The sequence below is a fragment of the Hyphomicrobiales bacterium genome (assembly GCA_030688605.1).
In the GTDB taxonomy this organism is placed as follows: domain Bacteria; phylum Pseudomonadota; class Alphaproteobacteria; order Rhizobiales; family NORP267; genus JAUYJB01.
In genome coordinates this window covers 13308-33366 of record JAUYJB010000020.1, presented here as the reverse complement: position 1 = coordinate 33366, position 20059 = coordinate 13308, and the positions used below count along the sequence as shown (strand labels likewise).

Below are 20059 nucleotides of genomic sequence, written 5' to 3'. Positions count from 1 at the left end.
CTCGCGTTCCTCCGCGCTCAGCCGCACCACATATTTCTTTACCGCAATGTCCTTTCCAGCCATGTTCGCCTCCGTCGCTCGAACCGCGACCAAAGCGAATCATCAAATCCTTTCAAATTGGTTGAAGCGGGCGACTAGAGCGGTCGGGCTCGCACCGAGACCGCATGGGACCGATCGATGACCGGGTTTACCCTTTACAACGCGCCGCAATCGACCTGCTCGCAGCGGGTGCGCTTCGTGCTCGCCGCCAAGGGCCTCGAATTCGAGGAGCACAAGCTCGACCTCTTCGCCGGCGACCAGCTCAAGCCCGACTATCTCAAGCTCAATCCGAACGGCGTCGTGCCGACGCTGGTCCATGAAGGCGCGGTAATCATCGATTCCTCGGTGATCGCCGAATATCTCGACGAGCTGTTTCCGGAGCCCGAGCGCTTCGTGCCGGAGGCAGCGGCCGAGCGCGCCCAAATGCGGGCGCTGATGCGCTTCATCGACGAGGTGCCGACGCCGGCGATCCGCATCCCCTCCTACAATCTCGCCTTCCTGCGCTACTTCAAGACCATGAGCGAGGAGGAATTCCTGGCGCTTGCCGAATCCAAGCCGCTGCGCAAGGAGTTCATTCTGCGCATGGGCCGCACCGGCTTTCCGAAGCAGGACATGGACGCGGCGATGGACCGGCTTTCGCGCGCGCTCAGGCGGATGAACGAGGCGATTTCGGCATCGGGCGGCCCGTGGCTCCTGGGCGAGATGCTGACGCTTGCCGACATCGCGGTGATGCCGGTCATCGTGCGCATGGCCGATATCGGCCTTGGCCACATGTGGGACGGGATGCCGGCCATTCGGCGCTGGCTCGAGGCCATCCGCGCGCAACCGGCCTACGCCAAGGCCTATTATCACGGCTCGCTGCTGACGGAGAAATATCCCGAGCTGAAGGACGAGATTTCGGGGCGGCGGTAGCTCGCGCGGTCATTTCCGCGAAGGTGGAAATCCAGTAACCGGCGGCGCCTCCATGACGCAATGCCGGGGCGGAAATTCACCTTGGGAGGCTACTGGATTGCCTGCTTTCGCAGGCAATGACGACATTGATTGAATAGTGGTCGCCGCCCGATAAGTCTCCAGCCCCGTCTTGACCGGCTTGTTCTCGCTTTCAAGCGTCGGGCCGGCGTTGAGCGCCACCGTCTCCAGGAGGGTCGCGAAATCGGCCTGCAGATAGGCCTCAGGGTCGTCCTTGAGCGAAGCCGCGCCGAAATGGGCCTGCAGCGCCTCCCGCGTCGCCGCCGTCGCCGAAATAGATATCGTTCAGGTCCTTGCCGGTGGAGACCATGGAGAACAGCACGTCCACCTCGGCAAGATCGCTCAGATTGTCGGCGAGCGCCGCCCCGATCTTAGCCAGCGGCTCGGCCTTGGCCCTCGTCCGGTTCCAGGCCCGCACATCGTAGCCGGCCTTGACCAGCCGTTCGGCCATCGGAAAGCCCATCCGCCCGATGCCGACCCAACCGATGGTCTGCGTGCTTTCCTGCGCCATTTGCGTCCGCTCCAAACTCTTGCGCGTTGGCCCCTGCCGCCGCGCCGCTCCCAGCCTATCGCATATCGCGCCCGGCGCACGCTTCCAAGCGCCCACGGACGGCAAATTATCGGAGTGCAAACGTTTGCAGTAACGCTATCATAGGTCGCCTGGGAACGGCAGCCGACGCGCCGGCGATCGCCGGCCGCGGCGGCCCGTGCCGGGCAAGCGTCGGGGGAACCCCATGGACAAGCGACGCGCGACATTGAAGGATGTGGCCGAGGCCGTCGGCGTGCATGTGTCGACCGCGTCGCGGGCGCTGCACCCGAAAACCCGGCATCTGATCACGGACGAGCTGGCGGAGCGGATTCTCACCGCAGCCCGCACGCTGGAATACCGCCCCAACTCCATCGCCTACAGCCTGCGCACCAAGCGCTCGATGACGGTCGGCGTGCTGGTGCCGGACATCACCAATCCGATCTTCCCGCCGATCGTGCGCGGGCTCGAGGACGTGCTGGTGCCGCGCGGCTATGCGACGCTGGTCGTCAACACCGACTCCAACCCGGAGAAGGAAGCGACCTATATCCACATGCTGCAGGGGCGCGGCGTCGACGGGCTGGTGGTCGCCAGCGCCGAGCGCCAGGACACGGCGCTGGCCGAGGTCTTCGACGACCATCTTCCGCTGGTTGCCGTCAATCGCAAGACCGAGCAGCCGCATATGTGGGCGGTGGTCAATGACGAAGAGACCGGGATCAACGCCATCGTCGATCATCTGGTGGCGCTCGGCCACAGGCGCTTCGCCCATATCGCCGGGCCGCAGAACCTGTCGACGGGCTTTCTGCGCCGCAAGGCGTTTCTCGCCCGCATCGCGGCGCTGGGGCTCGATTGGAACCCCAAGCTGATGGTGGACGCGAAACGCTACAGCGAGGCGGAAGGCAAGCGCGCCTGCGACGCGCTCATTGACGTCGGCGGGGCGACGGCCATCGTGGCGGCGAACGACCTCTTGGCGCTCGGCGCGCTGCGCGCTTTGGCCGGGCGCGGGCTTGACTGCCCCGGCGACGTTTCGGTGACCGGCTATAACGACATGCCCTTCGTCGACCGGCTGTCGCCGGCGCTGACCACGGTGCGCATCCAGTCCTACGAGAGCGGCCGGCACGCCGCGGCCATGATACTCAAGCAGATCGAGACGCCGGTCGAAGCGTGGCGCCCGACCACCGAGGTGCTGCCGGTGGAGCTGGTGGTGCGCGGCTCGACCGGCCCGGCGCGAGGGTGACGAAACCCCAAGAGCGGGATGCGATTAACATAACAATCTTCTCCCCCCTTGCGGGGGAGAAAGCAAAATCAAGGCGTTAGAGCGGTTCATGGCTATAGGGAACCATTTGACCGGGATGATTTTGCGCCGTGGCCAGGTGCTCGCCGGCGAACCGGTCGGCCTGTTGCCGATCGCCGAGGATGTGTGGCTGGTCAAATATGGGCCGATCGTGCTCGGCACCATGAAGGGGAGGCAGGGCTTTATCAAAATCGGGCCGGGACGGCCATCCCCGCCCCATCCGCCGCGGAACGTAACGTGAAACCTGTCACCCATGTCATCGGGCTAAACCGTCACCCATCTCTCCGGTTGCGCAAAGTTGGGCTTCAATTCAAGACAATCATGCTCTGGTCAGCCCAGTTCGGCCGACCAGTCCGTGATCTCCAGGATTTCCTTCAGCCGGGAGAGGAAGGCGGCCGAATAGGCGCCGTCCATGGCGCGGTGGTCGAAGCTCTGGCCGACCAGGGCGACCGGACGGGCCATGACGGCTTCGCCGGCGCCGGTGTCGACCACCACCGGGCGCTTCGTCACCGCGTCGAAGGAGAGGGTTGCCACCTGCGGCGCATTGATGACGGGCGCCGTGAACAGCGTGCCGAAGCTGCCATTGTTGGTGATGGTGTAGCTGCCGCCTTCCAGGTCGGAAAGCACGAGCTTTCCGGCTCTCGCCTTGTCGGCCGCCGCGGCGAACGCCACGGCAAGAGCGAACAGTTTCATGTTTCCGGCATCCGCGATGACCGGCGCGACAAGGCCCTCATGGTCGAGATCGACGGCGATGGCAAGGTTGATCCTGCCACGGACGATTAGCCGATCGCGGTCGAAATAGGCGTTGCAGCGGGGAAACTCGGCAAGGGCAAGGCAGACGGCACGGGCGACGAAGGGAAGATAGGTGAGCGAGACGCCGTGGCGTTCGGCAAAGCTCCGTTTGGCCGTGCCGCGCGCCTTTTCGACGGCGGAAAAATCGACCTCGACGGCCTGATAGACGTGCGGGGCGGCGCGCCAGGCGGCGGCGAGATGCTCGGCGGTCCGGGCCCTGATCTGGTTCAATGGCTCGACCCGGTCGCCGCGGTCGGGCTCGATCTTCACCGAAATCGCCTGCGCGGGCGACGGTGCCTCGGCCCTGGCGCGCGGGGCTGAGCGCACATCGGCCGCCGCGATGCGCCAGCCGCCGCGGCCGCGCACGGCACGCGCGATTGGCTCGACGTCGATGCCCTGCTGGGCGATGAGGCGGCGGGCAAGCGGCGTCAGCTTGAGCCCCTGGGGCGCCTGCGCCCGGCCGGAGGGCTTGTGCGGCGTGCGCACCGCCTCGAAGGGCGATGCGGCCACCTCTGGCTTGAATTGTTTCGATTCCGAAACGACCGTCTCGGCTGCCTGCTTGGGTTTTCCCGGCGCCGCGCCGCCGCCGATGACGGCGACGACCGTACCGACGGGGACGGTCACGCCGGCCGCGACGCGGATCTCCGACAAGACGCCGCCCTCGATCGCCTGGACCTCCATGGTCACCTTGTCGGTCTCGATCTCGAACAGGTTCTCGCCGGCGGCGACCTTGTCGCCGACCTCTTTGAACCAGTTGCCGATCTTGCCCTCGGCGACGGTCTCGCCGAGCTGCGGCATCACCACGTCCATGTCGCCGTTCCGTCCATCATCCCGTCCATGACCCGCCTCTCAATCCATAGCCTTGCGAATCGTCTCTGTGATCCGCTCGACCGTCGGCAGAATGAGGTCTTCGAGATTGTCGGCGGCCGGCAGCGGCACGTGCGGGGTGGTGATGCGCACCACCGGCCCGTCGAGGTCGTAGAAGGCCTCGTCCGCCGCGATCGAGGCGATCTCCGCGCCCCAGCCGCAAAGCCGCGGGTTTTCTTCCACCGTGAACAGCCGCCCGGTGCGGGCAAGCGAGCCGAGGATCGTCTGGGTGTCGAGCGGCACCAGCGAGCGCACGTCGATCACCTCGACGTCGATGGAATGGTCGCGGGCAAGCCGCTCGGCCGCGGCGAGCGCGCGCGGCACCATCAGGGCGAGGGCCAGCACGGTCGCGTCGCTTCCTGCCCGGACGATCTTCGCCTTGCCCAATTCGTCGACGATCTCGCCGTCGGGCACCTCCCCCTTGCTGGCGTAGAGCGACTTGTGCTCGAAGAAGATGACCGGGTCAGGGTCGCGCACGGCCGCCGCCAGAAGCCCGATCACGTCGACCGGCGTCGAGGGGGCCACCACCTTGAGCCCCGGGATCATCATCGCCCAGTTCTCGACGCTCTGGCTGTGCTGGGCGCCGAAGCGGGAGCCGGCACCGTTGCCGGTGCGCACCACCAGCGGGCATTTGAGCTGGCCGTTCGACATGTAGCGCGCCTTGGGGATCTCGTTGGCGATATAGTCGAAGCAGACGGCGAGAAAATCGGAGAACATGATCTCGGCGATGGGTTTGAGACCCGTCATCGCCGCGCCCATGGCCGCGCCCATGATCGCCAGCTCGGAGATCGGCGTGTCGCGCACGCGCTGCGGCCCGAACCGGTCGAGACGCCCGACCGTCGCCGTGAACACGCCGCCGGCCTTGGCCACGTCCTCGCCGAGAAACACCACGTCCTTGTCGCGGCTCATCTCCTGGGCGATGCCGCGCGCGACCGCCTCGCGATAGGTCAGTTCCGCCATGCCCAGCCTCCGTTGGCATAGACGTCGCTGGCAAGGATGTCGGCGGGCGGCGGCGGCGCCTTCTTGCAGGCCTCGGTCGCCTCGTCGATCTTGCGCTTGGACTCCTGCTCGATGGCCGTCACCTTGGCCGCGTCGATGCCGAACTCGGCGAGCCTGGCCGCGTAAAGCTTGACCGGGTCCCTCGCCTTCCAGGCGTCGAGCTCGCCCTGCGGGCGGTAGGCGCCGGGGTCGGCGCGCGAATGGCCGCTATAGCGGTAGGTCATGCACTCGATGAGCGACGGCCCGCCGCCGGCGCGCGCCTTGTCGAAAGCGGCGAGCGCCGCGCGATAGACGGCGTCGGCGTCGTTGCCGTCGACGACGATCTCCTCAAGCCCGTAGGATCGGGCGCGGCCGGCGGCCGGATGCTCCACCGCGGTGACCTCGCCGATGGCGGTATATTCCATGTACAGATTGTTCTCGCAGACGAAGACGACCGGCAGCTTCCACACCGAGGCGAAGTTCAGCGACTCGTGAAAGGCGCCGATATTGGTGGTGCCGTCGCCGAAGAAGCACACCGAGACGTCCTTGTCGCCCTTGTACTGGGCACGCCAGGCCGCCCCGCAGGCGATCGGCAGGTGCGCGCCGACGATGGCGTAGGAGCCCATGACGCCGTGCTCGACGGAGGTCAGGTGCATCGAGCCGCCCTTGCCGCGCATCAGCCCGTTGTCGCGCTGCATCAACTCGCCGAGGACCTTCGCCATGGCGACGCCGCGGGCCAGCGTATGGGCATGGCCGCGATAGGTGCAGAAGCTCAAATCCCCCGGCCGCATGGCGCCGGCAAAGCCCGCCGCCACCGCCTCCTGGCCGAGCGAGAGATGGCTCGTGCCCTTGACCAGGTTCTGCAGGAACAGATCGTAGGCGCGTTGCTCGAAATCGCGGATCTCGACCTGCAGCCGGTAGAGCTCGAGCCGCTTGGCCTCGTCGATATCGTCGTTCTTGGGGTCCGGTTTTGCCCGCCTTGCGGCCGATTCATCCAAGGCGTTTCCTCGCGTAAGGGGTTCTGCAAACGATTGCAGCAACACCAAAAAATCATGCCCGCCGCCTCCCCGCCTGTCAATGGCCTGGGGGCCTGGGGGGCATGGGGGGCGGAGACCGGATGGAGATGAGGGCGAGCGCGGCGGGGGGCCTATGCCGGAATTCAGACCGGCGGACGGGCAGCGGCCGCAGCGGCGGCGGCCCGGCGCGCCGTTATGACGGTGAAGATCGTCGTCAGCACGAACAGGAGGATGGCGGCCGCGTTGCCGATGGCACCCAAGAAGCGCAATGGCTCGACGCCGGCGAGGTCGCCGGCCACGCGCAAGGCCAACGAACCATGCAGCAGCCCCACATGGCCGTAGAAGACCGGCCGAAAGGGTACGGCGAAGCGTGCCACCGCCGGCAGGATGACCGGCGCGTGGGCGAAGATCATCGAGAAGACGAAGCCGAGGAACACCGCGTGCAGGGCGGCATCGTAGACCTCCAGGCTCGCCGTCAGCCCGCCCGCCGCCAGGATGACGAACCCGCCCAGCGCCAGCCAGGAATAGCCGGCAAGCAGCGCAACGGCGATAAAGCGCGAAAGGCCGGTGCCGCGCACGGTCCTGCGCGCGACATCGTAGCGGGCAAGCCATCCCGCCAGCGCGATCAGGCTTGCCGCGAAGAGCAGGATGCCGCTTGTTTCCGCGAGTTGGACCAGGGCGAGAGAGACAAGCAGCGCGACCATGACCAGGACAAACAGCCTGATTCCCGTGGGCGACGGCGGCAACAGGCGGCTCAGCTCGAGACGCTCGCCGGCGATGGTCAAGAGCAGGAATGCCGCCCAATACGGCACCACCTCGGCCATGGTGAGCCCGATCATCCACAGAAGGTTGCCGGCAAGCCAGCTCGCGGCGCCGAGCGCCATCACCGCCGTGAACAGCGCCGGCTGGCGGCGATAGACGCCGTAGGAGGCCGCAAGCAGCACCACGCTGGCTGCGGCAATCAGCGCCTGGCCGACGATTACGGGAAAGCCGGCGATGAGCGCAAGGCCGCCGGTGCCGGCCGCCAGCGGCCCGAGATAGGGCCAGCGGGCGCCGAGCGCCACGGCGCGCTCCAGACCGATGACGGTTCCGAGAAAACCGCAGACCATGAGCGGGCCGTGATGGACGGCGAGCGCGGCACCGGGGGCAAGATGGAGAGGAGCAAAATTCACCAAGCCTGCGAACACGCCGGTAAACAGCGCGATGAAGCCGGCCGCCAGCAGAGGAAGCCGCAGGGGAGCCTTGAGTCCCCCCGCCGGCGCCGGCCCACACGGCCGTTTCCGCGCCGCCGAGGATGCCGTTCGCCCGCTCATGGTCCGCAAAGAGCGGTTCCCGGCCATATAGGAACCATTTGACCGGGATGATTTTGCGCCGTGGCCAGGCGCGGTTCGAAGGTCGATGTGGGGCATCGGCCAAGAGCCGCAACACCGCCACGGCGCAAAAGAACCCGGCCTTCGGTGGGCCAAATCGGTCCACCGGGTTCGTTGCGACGCTCGCGAGATGCCCCACGTCGCGCATCGCGCCGCGCCTGCCCGGATGAACCGATTTGACCCATCAAATTGATCCCATATGGCTGGGAACCGCTCTAACGTCAGGCTACCTTGCCGATGCGAACCTGCCAGACCTCGGGCCCCTGCTCGAGATACTCCCAGGCGACGGTTTCGGGGTATTCCGCCTGGAACTGGTAGTAGAGCGGCTTCGGGTCGTGGTCGTTGACCAGCAGCATGGCCTCGCCCGGCCGCAGGGCCGAAAAGGAATTGAAGATCAGCGGATGGCGGTCGCGCGGCTGCAGCTCGCGCACATCGAGGGTGGTCGTGTAGGTCTCATCGCTCATGCTCGTCTCCCAGTCAGCGTTGCGCTCCATGCCGCCATCGTCGGGCCCGGCCCGTCACACCGACCAGCCGAGCCCGATTTTCGCCATCTCCGACATCATGTCGGGAGTCCAGGGTGGGTCCCAGACGAGATCGACGGCAACCTGCGTGTCCTCTGGAACCAGCGCGCGCACGACCTGTTCGACCTGCTCGGTCAGAAACGGCCCCACCGGGCAGGCCGGCGTCGTCATGGTCATGGTTACGCGGACCTTGCCGGCATCGACGGCGATGGCATAGACCAGACCGAGGTCGACAATGTTGATGTGCACCTCCGGGTCGTCCACCTGGCGCAGGGCCTCCCGGATCGTCTCCTCGGTGGGCAGGGCGTCGGCCATCGCAAGCCTCGGTCTGATAAGATGCATATACAATGCATGTTACCGCTAGCACGGCGCTTGCCTGAAAGCAATATATGATATACATCTTTTGAGCGGCGACCGGAGAGAGTGCGTGCGACTGACCGCCTTCACCGACTACAGCCTGCGGGTCCTGATCTTTCTCGGCCTGAAGGGCGATGAGATCTCCACCATCGCGGAGATCGCCGAGGCCTATGGCGTTTCGGAGAACCATCTGATGAAGGTGGTGCACCATCTGGCCGGGCTCGGCCATGTGCGGACCTTGCGCGGCAAGGGCGGCGGCTTGCGGCTCGCCCGCGAGCCCGCCGGCATCAATCTCGGCGCCGTCGCCCGCGCCTGCGAGGGCCGCCTGGTTCTGGCGGAGTGCTTCGAGCCGGGACATGACTGCCGCATCGAGCCGGCCTGCGCGCTCAAGGGCATCTTTTACCAGGCCGGCGAAGCCTTCTTCGCCGTGCTCGACCGCTACAGCCTCGCCGACCTCTTGCGCCCGAAGCGGGCGCTAACGGCCCGGCTCGGTATTCAGGCCGCCCATCCTCAATAGGAAACCTTGACGTCGAGGAGCGCCTGGCGGCCTTCTTCGCGGGTCGCCGCAAGCGCCCGGGCAATGGCGCCGGGCAAGGCGTCCGCCTCCTCGACCGTCTCGGCGAAGGCGCCGTGGGCGCGGGCGATCGCCGCATAGTCGGGCGGAACCCCGAGCGAGGTGATGGGGATGGTGTTGGCGGCAACCGCGCGGCCCTCCGGATACATGCTCTTGGTGGCGCGGCGCACCGCCTGCCACACCGCATTGTTGAACACCACGGTCAGGATCGGCAGGTCGTGCATCGCGGCGGTCTGATGGCAGGCGACCGGGTTTGCGAACATGTAAGAGCCGTCGCCGACGCAGGCGATGACGGTGCGGGCGCGGTCGGCGAGCTTGGCGCCAAGGGCCGCCGGCAGCGCCATGCCGAGCCCGCCTGAGAGCGGGTTGCGGAACAGGGTCTGCGGCCTCGTAAAGCGCATCACCGAGACGTCGCAGCCGAGCTCTGAAAAGATCGCGGCGTCATCGTCCTTGGCTTCGGACAGGCAATGGCTGACCCAGGCCGGGCTCATCGGCTGCGTGCGACCGGCCTTAACGCGGCGGGCGCACGCCTCATCCCGCTCCGCGCGGCGGGCGGCGATCCAGTCGCGCCGTTTCGCGACCGCCTTCGACCGCGCGGTCTTGCGCGCATCGAGCGCCGAGGCAAGCGCGGAAATCGCGGCGGCCGGGTCGCCGGCGAGATTGACGTCGACCGCAAAGCCGCGCACCGGCACCCGCGAAAACAGCGGGTCTGTGCCGAGCGCGATGACCTTGAAGCCCTTTGCCGGCTCCCCCACCGCCGGCACCCATGGCACCAGCGCCTCGACGGTGATGACGAGGTCGGCTTCAGCGATGAACAGCGCCGTGTCGTAGCCGAGATGCATGGGATGGTCGCTTGCAAGCGCGTTGCGCACCGCCCAGAAATCGATGACCGGCAGCGCGAAGCGCGCGGCGAAATCGGGAAGCGGCCCGAAATCGGCGAAGGAAACCGGCCGCTGGACCACGATCAAGGGGCGCTTTGCGGCGGCGATGAGGTCGGCGGCCCTGGCGACCGCGTCTGCAGGCGGCGGCCCCGGCCTCGTCGGCGACAACGGCGCGGGCGGTGCGGCGTCGGCCGGAACCGTATCGGCCAGCACCTCGCGCGGCAGGCTGAGATAGACCGGGCCCGAGGGCGCGCTTTGCGCCACGGCCAGCGCGCGGGCAATGAGCGCTGCCGCCTGCTCGGGATAGCGCAACTCATAGTCCCATTTGACGCATTCGCGCACGATGGCCCCCTGGTCGCGCATCTCCTGGCCCCAATGGATCGGCCGGTTGCGACCGCCGAAGCGGCCCAGTTCGGTTGCCGGCGTGCGGCCCGAGCACAGGAGCAGCGGAATATTGTCCGAAGCCGCGTTGATCAGCCCCATGAGGCTGTTCGCCAGCCCGACATTGACGTGCACCATCACCGCCTGCGGCCGCCCGGTGACGAGATAGAAGCCATGCGCCATCGCCACCGCCACCGTCTCATGCGGGATGACCAGCGCGGTCGGCATGTCGAGTCCGGTTTCCGGGGCGCGGGCCAAGCCTTCGATGATCGGCGGGAAGTCGGTGCCGGCGTTGGCGAACAGATAGTCGACGCCGCCGGCGCGCATGGCCGCCAGCAGCATCTCGGCGGCGGAGACCGGTTGTGAAATCGGACGGTTCATTTCAAGGCGTCAGCGGACCGACTTGACGGGCGCCAGCGCGCGGCCGGCGAGATATTCATAGGCGAGCATAGCCATTCCGATGATGGCGCCGGCAATGTCCGTCAATTCGGCGCCGGGGAAGGCGCCGGCCGGCACCAGCGCCAACAGCCCGGCGATCGCGAACATCACGCGTACCGAGACCGCCAGCCGCCGCATGAAATAGCCGGCAAGCGCGATGGAGACCAGCCACACCCCGACGATCGCGGTCACGATCGCCAGCGTGATGGCGCTCGCGCTGCCGATCAGAAGCAGGGTCGGCGAGAGGACGAACAGGACCGGCACGACATAGGCCGTCCAGCCGAAACGCACCGCCGACCAGCCGGTCTTCATCGGATCCGCCCCGGCGATCGCCGCGGCAGCGAAGGCGGCAATGGCCACCGGCGGGGTGATCATCGACATCATGCCGAAATAGAGCACGTAAAGATGCGCTGCCATGGGATCGATGCCAACCTCGATCAGCGCCGGGGCGACCAGGGCGGCGAGCAGGACGTAGACGCCCAGCGTCGGCAGGCCCATGCCGAGAATGATGCAAACCACCGCGGCGAGCGACAACAGCACGAAGGGGCTGCCGGCGCCGATCTGAACCAAGCCGTAAGTCAGGTTGAAGCTCAGCCCGGTAATGTTGAGCACGGCGATGACCATGCCGGCGGCGGCCGAAATCAGAATGATGTCGATGACCAGGAAGCCGGTCCGGATGACCGCGCGGAGCACCTGGCCAAACCGGGGCCGCGCTCCCTGATAGCCGAAAACGATCGCCGTCACGAGGACGCTGGCGGCGGCCAGCAGCGCCGAGCGCTCGGGCTGCCAGTGGAGCACGAACAGGGCATAGATCAGGGCGGCGAAGGACAGTACGAAGTGCCAGCCGCTGAATACGCTCCTGCCCTCCGGGACCTCCTCGGCGGGGAGACCGGAAATGCCCATGCGCGCGGCTTCGAGGTCGGCCTGAATGAACAGGGCAATGTAATAAAGGATGCCCGGCACCAGCGCCGCGAGCACGACGCTCGAATAGGGCACCTGAAGGAATTCGGCCATCAGGAAGGCGGCGGCCCCCATGACCGGCGGCATCAGCTGCCCGCCGGTCGAGGCCACCGCCTCGATAGCGGCCGCCCGGTGGGCAGGGTATCCGGCGCGCTTGATCATCGGGATGGTGATCACGCCCGTGGCGACCACATTGGCGACGGCGCTGCCGGAGATCGAGCCGAACAGGGCCGAGGCGACGACGGCGATCTTCATCGCGCCGCCGCGGAAGCGGCCCATGCTGACAAGCGCCGCGTCGGTGAAGAAGGTCGACCCGCCGGTGACCCCAAGCAGACTGCCGAAAAAGATGAACGTCACCACGATGGTGGACGCCACGGCCATCGGGATGCCGAATATTCCGTTGACGTCGAAGGCGAAATAGCCGGCGAGCTTCTGCCAGTCCTGCGGCCGCCCGGAAAGCCGGCCGGGAGCCATGTCCCCGAACAGCCCATAGAGGATGAAGGCGACGACGATGATCACCAGGGCCCAGCCGGTGGCCCGGCGCAGCGCCTCCAGCACCAGGAGGACGATGATCACGCCGGGAATGTAGGCCTCGGGCGGACGGAAGAAGATGCGGTTGACGATTTCCGGATATCGGACGGCGATATAGCCGGCGGCGAGAAGGCCGAGCAGCGCACAGATCGCGTCATACCAGGGGACGGTCTGGCGCTCGGTGCCCCTGCGCGCCGGCAGGATCAGGTAGGCGATTGGCAGCGCCAGCGCCAGGACGACCGCGATGAACTGCTGGGGATAGAATCCCTGGCCCAGATATCGTGGCAAGCCGAGCGACCACAGTACCACGACCAGGGTCAGCAGCGCGGCCAACGTGTTGGCGACGGGGCTCCATAGGGACCGGGAGAGCCCGGGACCGCCGGACCCTCCCGAGACTGGCTCGGTCATCAGCGCCTATTCTTTCCAGATGCCGATTTCCTTGTAGAACTTGATTGCGCCGGGGTGGTACTCGCCCGGCGAAGTGTCGCCGACCATGTCCTCTTTCGGATTGAAGGCGCGGAACGGCGGAAAGATATCGCCCAGACCCTTCGGGTTCTCGTAAACCACCTTCGCCATCTTGTAGACGACGTCGTCCGCGACGTCCTTGTTGGTGAAAACGAGCTGCGGATAGGCGATGAAATAGCCTTCCTCCAACACGCCCGGAGAGGCCGAACCAGGGGTCATCTTGGTCAGGAAGCCGACCGGCCAATGCTTCTTGATCGCGGCTTCGTTCTCGGGCGTGTTCTCGATCGGCAGCGCCCGCAACCCGCCGACCGCGGCGTCGGCCTCGCGGACCTTGCCGGCGCCGTGCGCGAAAATAAAGCCGACCGAGTCGCCGGCCATGAAGGCGTCGGCGCCGCCGACCACGCTCGGCACCTGCACGGGCTGCATGTCGGCCCGGCTAAGACCGGCGGTGGCGTACAGTGCGTCGAGCTGCGGCAGAATCGTCTGCTGTGCCGTATAGCCGTCGACCATGCGCTTACCCTTGAGGTCGGCGATGGTCATGATGTCGGAATCCTTGCGCACGAAGATCGCCTCGCGCAGCGGCATGATCAGGCTGACGACCCGCAGATCGGGATTCGGGGTGCCGTCGAACCATCCCTTGCCTTCCAGCGCGTAGTTGAACTCCTGAAGATTGCCGACGCCGAACTCGATCTCTCCGGCGTTGACCACGAAAAGATACTGATTGGGGCTGGTGGCCGGCTGGATCGTGGTGTTCAGGCCGGCATCGTTGGCGACCTTGGCGATGGCCGAGCCGATGTTGTGGAATATCGAGCCCGGATTCGAGGTCGCGATGCCCACCTGCTGGGCCTGAACGGGCGCGATCGCCATCCCGGCCAGGACCACGAATGCAGCGGTGAGGCTGGCGAATAAACGGATCATCGAGTTCTTCCTCCCTTAATTGTCGACCGATTTTGGGTCTTATTGGCCCACCATCCTAATTCATTAGTGCTCCTCTGTCGCGCCCCCGGGGCTGAACAGAGTGAAGTCTCGGTCGGCTTGCGACGGTCGCCTATTGGAAGCGCTGCTTGAGAACCCGTTCGGCATTGCCGACATAAATCTTTCTCCGGTCCTCCTCGGAAATATCGAGCCCGTCCAAGATCTTGATGGTTTCGCGGATATAGCCCGGCCCCTTTTCCGGATCGAACGGGCTGTCGGAGGCGAACAGCACGTGGTCGGCGCCGTAGAAGGCAAGCCCGCAGCGGGTCGCCGGCGCCGAGCCGAACACGGCGCTGTCGCCGTACATCTGCTTGAAATAGTCGAGCGGGCGCTTCTTCAGCGTCTTCAAGAGCACCGTCAGGTCCTCGTCGGAGGTGCGCGCGCCGAGCTGGTCCCATCCCGGCCCGACCCGGCCCTCGAAATAGGGCACCATGGCGCCGAGGTGGTGGATCACCAGATCAAGCTTGGGATAGCGGTCGAGAATGCCGGAAAAGACGAGGCGCGCCATGGCGCAGCTCGTCTCGTAAGGCCAGCCGAAGGCCCACCAGATCTCGTATTTCGACTTCGGCTCGTCACGATAATCGGCGTGGTTGGCGCCGCGCGCCGGGTGCAGCCAGACGGCCCGCTCCAGCTCCTCCATCTTGGCGAAGAAGGGCTCGAACTCCGGCCGGTCGATCGGCTTGCCGGCGACGTTGGAGAAGATCTGCACGCCGCCGGCCTTGAGCTCCTTGACCGCGCGCTCGGCCTCCGCCACCGCCGCCTCCGGGTCGCTGAGCGCCACGGTGGCGATGAATGAGGGGAAGCGGTCCGGATGCTTGGCGACGAGCTCGGCCAAGCCGTCATTGCCGATGCGCGCCAGCTCGCTCGCGACCGCCGGCTCGGCCATGACGTCCGGCGGCGGGTTGGCGATCGAGGGCACTTGCACATAGTCATCGAACCCGTCCATGACCTTAAACCGCAGGTCGAGATCGATCAGGCAGGGGATGTTGCGCACCCGCTTGCCCATGTCGGCGTAGCCTCCGGCGACCTTGATCATCTTCTCGAAATAGCGCGCCGGAAAGAAGTGATTGAAAACATCGACCTTTTTCATTTTATCCTCTGCGGTTATCCTTGATGGTCAGCCTTGTGAACGCTGGCCGCGGCGCGCGCCGGGCGAGCGCGGTCGCGCTTCTCGGCATCTTCGACGAGGTTGCGCTTGACCCGCTTGAGCAGATCCCACAGCAGCGTGACCTCCTCCTCCGACATGCCCCCGGCCGCGATCTCGTTGACCTCGATGGCGTGGTGGATCAGGTCCTGCTCGAGGCGGCGTCCGGCCTCGGTAAGAAAGACGATGCGGCTGCGCCTGTCGGTGGCGCTGCGCTGGCGGCGGATCCAGCCGGCCCGCTCGAGCCGGCGCAGCGCATTGAGGATCACCGGCTGGGTGATGCCGACGCGATCCGACAGTTCCCGCTGGCTGGTGCCATCCTGGTACCACAGCACCTTGAGCACGTACCACTGGCCGGGCGTGACGCCGGCTTCGCTGAGATGCTGGCGCAGGGTGCGGGCAACGCTCAGGTGGGTGTCGCGGATGAGAAAGCCGGTGCTGCGGTCGAACGGCAGCGGATCGGCCGGCGCGGGCTCGAAATCCTTCTTCAGTCTCATCACTGGAACACGGCCGGAAAGCGTTTGCGCACTTCGGCCGCCAGCGCCGGCGAGGTCTGTGCGACCTTCGGGAAGGTCTCCCGCCGCTCATAGGGAATGCAGGCGTCGATGACCACCCGATTGTTGTACAGCCTGTCGTCGGTAACCAGGGGATCGAGCCTGGAGGACCAGCAATTCTCCAGGATGCGGAAATCCTTGCCCGGATCGGAGCGGGTGCCCATGGCCCAGATCACGTCGTGGATGTCGGTGGGGTCGATGTCGTCGTCGACGACCACCACGTAGCGGCCGCAATAGCCGATCGGGTTGACCTGCGAGGCGACGAGGCCCACCTGGGTGGCGTGGCCGAAATAGCGCTGCTTGACGGAAATGGCGACGAAGGTGCGGCCGGAGCCGGCCTGGTGGACCCATGCCCCCTTGATGTCGGTCAATCCCGCCCCCTCGAGCGAGTCGAGCAGCGCCGCGGTGCGGATGAAGCAGCGCTCGAACAGATGCGAGTGCGGCGGCTTCTGACTGGCGGCGCAGGTCAGGATCGGGTCGTTGCGGTGATAGACGCGCTTGATGCGGATCACCGGCTCCTGGCGGACGCCGCCGGCATAATAGCCGGTCCACTCGCCAAACGGCCCCTCGCCGATGGTCTCGTCGGGCACGCACTCGCCCTCGAGCACGATTTCCGAATGGGCCGGGAACGGCAGCCCGGTGAGCTCGCCCTTGACACAGTCGAGCGGGGCCCCGGTGAGCCCGCCGGCCCAGTCCAGCTCCGCCACCCGGTCGGACAGCGTATAGCGGGCCGCCAGATAGGTGACCGGATCGATGCCAACGACGATGGCCATCGGGCACGGCTTGCCGGCGGCAAGATATTTGTCGCGCTGGATGCGGCCCTGCTTGCCGTTGGAGATGTAGGAGGCCGCCGTGTCGCCGCCGAAGGCCTGCACCCGGTAGGTCCCGACATTGATGCGGCCGGTGTCGGGATCGCGGGTGACTACACCGCAGGCGGTGCCGATATAGCGGCCGCCGTCGTCCTCGTGATGGATCGGGACCGGAAACTTGAACAGGTCGACGGCGTTGCCCTCGACCACGTTCTCCAACACCGGCCCGCGATCGACGATCTTCGGCGGCACCGGCCTGCACGACTTGATCTTGTCGCGGCAGGCGTTGAGCATCGCCATGCGGTCGCCGGCCAAATCGGCTTCGAGCCCCAGCGACAGAGCCAGCCGCAGCGGCGAGCCGAGCATGCCGTAAATGCAGCGCATTCCCTTGGCGTAGCCGGGGATGCCGTCGAACATCAAAAGCGGCGACTTCTCCACCTTCTCGCGGTAGAGCACCTCGGTGACGGCGCCCATTTCCTTGTCCCAGTGGGCGCCCTCGACCGTGTGCACCTGGCCGGCGGCCTCGGCCGCCTTCAGGAACTCGCGCAGATCGGTCTGCGGGGTCGCGTTCGCCATGGTCTCATATTCCTCCGAAGACGATGCCGCGGAACACCTCGTAGTTCAGCAGCCACTCGAACACCACGAGGGTGAACAGGGTGGTCGCGGCGGCTCCGATCAATGCCTCCCGGGGCTTCTTTTTCCCATGCAGCAGCATGAACGCAAAAACGTAGATCGGGATCGCAACGAAGAAGCCGAAGAAGATCACGCCCAACACGAAAAGCCCCGGCCAGGCCGCCGCCATCAGCACCCTGCCGACGGTGCCGTGCGAATATCCCTTCGGCTCGCCGACGACCTTTCCGGCGAAGAAATCGGCGATGGCCGCGCCGATCCGCGTCGGCGTCGCCGCGACGATGTCCAGGAACGACATGATTACCAGCAACCAGCCTGTCAGCGCCGGCAACATGTGGCCGCGCCCGGTATAGGCGTAGGTCCAGATCAGGAAACCGACGGAGAAGGCGAAGACGACGACCGCCGGGGTCAGTCGCGAAACGGTGACCCGGCCACTCATGGCGAGGTCTCCCCTTGCGCGCGCCACTGGCCGATCAAGAGCCGCACCGCCGGTGCGATCAGGATCAGCACGGTGATCACCAGCAGGAAGAGGGAAATGTTGCGGCTGAAGAAGATCCTCCAGTCGCCGTCGCCCATGATGATCGACTGGTGGAAGCTGCGCTCGGCCAGCTCGCCGAGGACCATGGCGATAACCAGCGTGATGCGCGGATAGTCGTAGCGGATCATCAGATAGCCGAGCCAGCCGAACACCAGCGCCAGGACCACGTCTTCCCAGCTCGAATGCAGCGCATAGACGCCGACCAGTGCCACCGAGACCACCGCCGGGGCGACGATATGGACGTCGACCAGGGTGATCAGGCTGAGCCAGCGCGCCGTCGCCAAGCCGACCAGCGAGGCCAGCACGCAGGCCACCGCCAGGGCCAGGATGAGGCTGAATATGACGCTGGAATTCTCGATCAGCATCAACGGGCCCGGCTGCAGGCCGTGCAGGATCAGGACGCCGAGGAAGATGGCCATTTCGGCGCTGCCGGGGATGCCGAAGGCAAGGGTCGGGATCAGCGCCCCGCCATCCTTGGCGTTGTTGGCCGATTCCGGCGCGATGACACCGCGAATATTGCCCTTGCCGTAGCTTTCGGGATCCTTCGCCGTCTGCACCACCGACGCATAGGAAAGAAACGAGGCGACGGTCCCGCCGACTCCGGGAATGGCGCCGATGAAGGCGCCGATGGCCGAACCGCGCAGAACCACCGGGAAATTCTTGAACGTCGCCCACACCCCGTCGCTGACGCGGGTGATCTTAACGTCGCCCGTGACACGGGCCACCGTGCCGCCCTCGATCGACAGCTTGATCATCTCGGCGACCGCGAACAGGCCGGTCAGAGCGGGAACCAGGGAGATGCCGTCCCACAGATATTCGACGCCGCCGGTGAACCGCACGCCGCCATTGACCGCGTCATAGCCGATGAACGCCAGGGTCATGCCAACGCCGCCGGCAATGAGGCCGCGCAGGAACTTGCCGCCGGTGGACAGGGCGATGGCGCCGATTCCCATCACCGCCAGGGCGAAGAACTCCGGCGGTCCGAACATCAGCACGATCTGCTTGGCGATCGGGATGACGGCGACGAGGATGACGACGCCGATGAGCCCGCCGAGCGAGGAGGCGGTCGCAGCGGCGCCGATCGCCATGCCGGCCTTGCCCTGCTGGGCCAGCGGAAAACCGTCGAAGCAAGTCGCCGCATTGGGGGCGATACCGGGCGTGTTGAGCAGGATCGCCGAGATCGAACCGCCGAACGCGACCGACCCCATGATGCCGCCGACCAGGATCACCGCCTGCTCGGCCGACATGCCGTAGGTGAAGGGAATGATGAGCGCGATGGCGGTGGTGCCGCCGAGCCCCGGAATGGCGCCGAACACCAGCCCGATGCCGGTGCCGAGGACGAGAAACCAGATCCCCTTCAGCGTGAAAAGAAGGGCGATCGCCTCGGAAAAATATTCCACCATAAAAGTGAGCCCTCGCCCTGAATGATCCTCCGGCGGGGCGCAAACCGCCCCGCCGGAGAACGATCATGTTGCCCTGGCGATTTGAGGGCGTCCTTGAACTTGACCATCAAGGTCAGGCTGTTCTTGACCGCGATTTCCGACTCGTCGGCGTCCAACCCTTGGAACGGGCGATTGGTCTGCTTCGCCCAGGCCTGGGTCTCCGGATCGGCGATCGCCTTCTGGATCGCGTCGGACAGAATCTTGCGAATGTCCGCCGGAATGCCGGGCGGACCGGCGATATAGCGCTCCACGCCCATGCCATCGAGCTCGGCATAGCCGGCTTCCGCGGCGCTCGGCACGCCGGCGAAGGTGGACTTCTTTTGGAAGCTCATGATCGGAATCACATCACCCGATTCGACGAATTTCGCGAAGGTTTCCACCGGCGCCACGGCGATGTCTCCGTCGCCGCGGACGATGCCGAGAATGTAGTCGGCCGAGCCCTTGTAGCCGGTCAGGAACTCGCCCTTGAAGCCGATCACCGACATGGCCATGGAGGCGCCGACATGGGCGGTCGAGCCGGGGCCGGTCGAAGTGATCTTCACCGCCTTGCTGGCCTTCTTGAGGTCGTCCAGGCTCTTGATGTCGGACTTCGGCGAAGCCGCCATCAGATATTCTTCGGCCGACATGCGGCCGAGCCAGGTGAGCGTGTTGATGTCGTAACTCGCCTCCTCGCCGAGGACCGCGGGAAGGGCGGCGCCCGGATAGTTGATGACGCAGATGGTGTAGCCGTCGGGCGCCGACCGCGCCAGTTCGCCATAGCCCTTCTTGCCGCCGGCACCGGGCACGTTCTTCGGTATCACGTTGACGTTGTTGGGCAGATACTTGCTCAACACCTGGGCGATGGCCCGGGACTGCGAGTCCATGCCTCCGCCCGGATCGAACGGGATCAGGAACGTGATGTCCTTCTCGGGGAATTCGGCCTTGGCCGCGGACGCAAAGCTCGCCAATGCCACCCCGACGACGGCGAGCGCCGTCATCAAGCGCTTGATCATGATAATTCCTCCCTTT

Annotated in this window: 20 protein-coding genes; 4 read left to right on the top strand and 16 right to left on the bottom strand. The window is 66.2% G+C overall.

The features are described 5' to 3' along the window. Window positions 1-177: 177 nt before the first annotated feature. The gene (locus Q8P46_02855) at window positions 178-951 is read left to right on the top strand and encodes a glutathione S-transferase family protein (protein MDP2619108.1); all 774 of its coding nucleotides are present in this window, start codon (window positions 178-180) and stop codon (window positions 949-951) included. A gap of 259 nt (window positions 952-1210) precedes the next feature. Here the strand turns inward: Q8P46_02855 and Q8P46_02850 are convergent, their stop codons facing one another. Next, window positions 1211-1519: an NAD(P)-binding domain-containing protein gene (locus Q8P46_02850; GenBank protein ID MDP2619107.1), complete on the bottom strand. Its 309-nt coding sequence runs from the start codon at window positions 1517-1519 to the stop codon at window positions 1211-1213. Window positions 1520-1742: 223 nt separating this feature from the next. Here Q8P46_02850 and Q8P46_02845 point away from each other — a divergent pair, with 223 nt between their 5' ends. Both Q8P46_02845 and Q8P46_02840 read left to right on the top strand, forming a co-directional pair. Next, the gene (locus Q8P46_02845) at window positions 1743-2771 is read left to right on the top strand and encodes a LacI family DNA-binding transcriptional regulator (GenBank protein ID MDP2619106.1); all 1029 of its coding nucleotides are present in this window, start codon (window positions 1743-1745) and stop codon (window positions 2769-2771) included. Between the two features lie 115 nt (window positions 2772-2886). After that, the gene (locus Q8P46_02840; protein MDP2619105.1) at window positions 2887-3069 is read left to right on the top strand and encodes a hypothetical protein; all 183 of its coding nucleotides are present in this window, start codon (window positions 2887-2889) and stop codon (window positions 3067-3069) included. An 89-nt stretch (window positions 3070-3158) separates the two neighbouring features. Here the strand turns inward: Q8P46_02840 and Q8P46_02835 are convergent, their stop codons facing one another. The 6 genes from Q8P46_02835 to Q8P46_02810 form a co-directional block, all read right to left on the bottom strand. Beyond that, window positions 3159-4430: a dihydrolipoamide acetyltransferase family protein gene (locus tag Q8P46_02835; GenBank protein MDP2619104.1), complete on the bottom strand. Its 1272-nt coding sequence runs from the start codon at window positions 4428-4430 to the stop codon at window positions 3159-3161. Between the two features lie 39 nt (window positions 4431-4469). Further along, window positions 4470-5447, bottom strand: a complete 978-nt coding sequence (locus Q8P46_02830; GenBank protein MDP2619103.1) for a pyruvate dehydrogenase complex E1 component subunit beta — start codon at window positions 5445-5447, stop codon at window positions 4470-4472. Further along, a complete protein-coding gene (locus tag Q8P46_02825; GenBank protein MDP2619102.1) occupies window positions 5435-6463 on the bottom strand; it encodes a thiamine pyrophosphate-dependent dehydrogenase E1 component subunit alpha in 1029 nt (342 codons plus the stop codon). The genes Q8P46_02830 and Q8P46_02825 overlap by 13 nt, the downstream gene beginning before the upstream one ends. Window positions 6464-6624: 161 nt before the next feature. Beyond that, window positions 6625-7794, bottom strand: a complete 1170-nt coding sequence (locus Q8P46_02820; GenBank protein ID MDP2619101.1) for a hypothetical protein — start codon at window positions 7792-7794, stop codon at window positions 6625-6627. A 278-nt stretch (window positions 7795-8072) separates the two neighbouring features. Next, on the bottom strand, window positions 8073-8345 hold the full coding sequence (locus tag Q8P46_02815) for a DUF2249 domain-containing protein (GenBank protein ID MDP2619100.1): 273 nt from the start codon (window positions 8343-8345) through the stop codon (window positions 8073-8075). A 24-nt stretch (window positions 8346-8369) separates the two neighbouring features. After that, window positions 8370-8687, bottom strand: coding sequence for a metal-sulfur cluster assembly factor (locus tag Q8P46_02810; protein ID MDP2619099.1), 318 nt, complete (start codon window positions 8685-8687; stop codon window positions 8370-8372). Between the two features lie 112 nt (window positions 8688-8799). Between Q8P46_02810 and Q8P46_02805 the strand changes: the two genes are divergently transcribed. After that, on the top strand, window positions 8800-9246 hold the full coding sequence (locus Q8P46_02805; GenBank protein ID MDP2619098.1) for an Rrf2 family transcriptional regulator: 447 nt from the start codon (window positions 8800-8802) through the stop codon (window positions 9244-9246). On the opposite strand, the gene Q8P46_02800 is transcribed toward Q8P46_02805, so the two are convergent. The 9 genes from Q8P46_02800 to Q8P46_02760 all read right to left on the bottom strand — a co-directional run bounded on the left by Q8P46_02800 (window position 9240) and on the right by Q8P46_02760 (window position 20043). Further along, window positions 9240-10946 (bottom strand): thiamine pyrophosphate-requiring protein, encoded by a 1707-nt coding sequence (locus Q8P46_02800; protein MDP2619097.1) that lies wholly within the window; start codon window positions 10944-10946, stop codon window positions 9240-9242. The genes Q8P46_02805 and Q8P46_02800 overlap by 7 nt on opposite strands. 9 nt (window positions 10947-10955) lie before the next feature. Further along, window positions 10956-12902 (bottom strand): TRAP transporter fused permease subunit, encoded by a 1947-nt coding sequence (locus tag Q8P46_02795; protein ID MDP2619096.1) that lies wholly within the window; start codon window positions 12900-12902, stop codon window positions 10956-10958. Window positions 12903-12908: 6 nt separating this feature from the next. Beyond that, the gene (locus Q8P46_02790; GenBank protein ID MDP2619095.1) at window positions 12909-13877 is read right to left on the bottom strand and encodes a TAXI family TRAP transporter solute-binding subunit; all 969 of its coding nucleotides are present in this window, start codon (window positions 13875-13877) and stop codon (window positions 12909-12911) included. A gap of 130 nt (window positions 13878-14007) precedes the next feature. Then, on the bottom strand, window positions 14008-15024 hold the full coding sequence (locus Q8P46_02785) for an amidohydrolase family protein (GenBank protein ID MDP2619094.1): 1017 nt from the start codon (window positions 15022-15024) through the stop codon (window positions 14008-14010). A gap of 14 nt (window positions 15025-15038) precedes the next feature. Next, complete coding sequence (locus tag Q8P46_02780; protein MDP2619093.1) at window positions 15039-15575, bottom strand: MarR family transcriptional regulator; 537 nt, start codon at window positions 15573-15575, stop codon at window positions 15039-15041. After that, window positions 15575-17017 carry a UbiD family decarboxylase gene (locus Q8P46_02775; GenBank protein MDP2619092.1) on the bottom strand — a complete coding sequence of 481 codons (1443 nt, stop codon included), beginning with the start codon at window positions 17015-17017 and terminating at the stop codon, window positions 15575-15577. Before Q8P46_02775 ends, Q8P46_02780 begins: the two co-directional genes overlap by 1 nt. Before the next feature lie 4 nt (window positions 17018-17021). Next, window positions 17022-17510 (bottom strand): tripartite tricarboxylate transporter TctB family protein, encoded by a 489-nt coding sequence (locus Q8P46_02770; protein ID MDP2619091.1) that lies wholly within the window; start codon window positions 17508-17510, stop codon window positions 17022-17024. Next, the gene (locus Q8P46_02765; protein ID MDP2619090.1) at window positions 17507-19012 is read right to left on the bottom strand and encodes a tripartite tricarboxylate transporter permease; all 1506 of its coding nucleotides are present in this window, start codon (window positions 19010-19012) and stop codon (window positions 17507-17509) included. The genes Q8P46_02770 and Q8P46_02765 overlap by 4 nt, the downstream gene beginning before the upstream one ends. Beyond that, window positions 18967-20043, bottom strand: coding sequence for a tripartite tricarboxylate transporter substrate binding protein (locus Q8P46_02760; GenBank protein ID MDP2619089.1), 1077 nt, complete (start codon window positions 20041-20043; stop codon window positions 18967-18969). The genes Q8P46_02765 and Q8P46_02760 overlap by 46 nt, the downstream gene beginning before the upstream one ends. Window positions 20044-20059 lie beyond the last annotated feature (16 nt).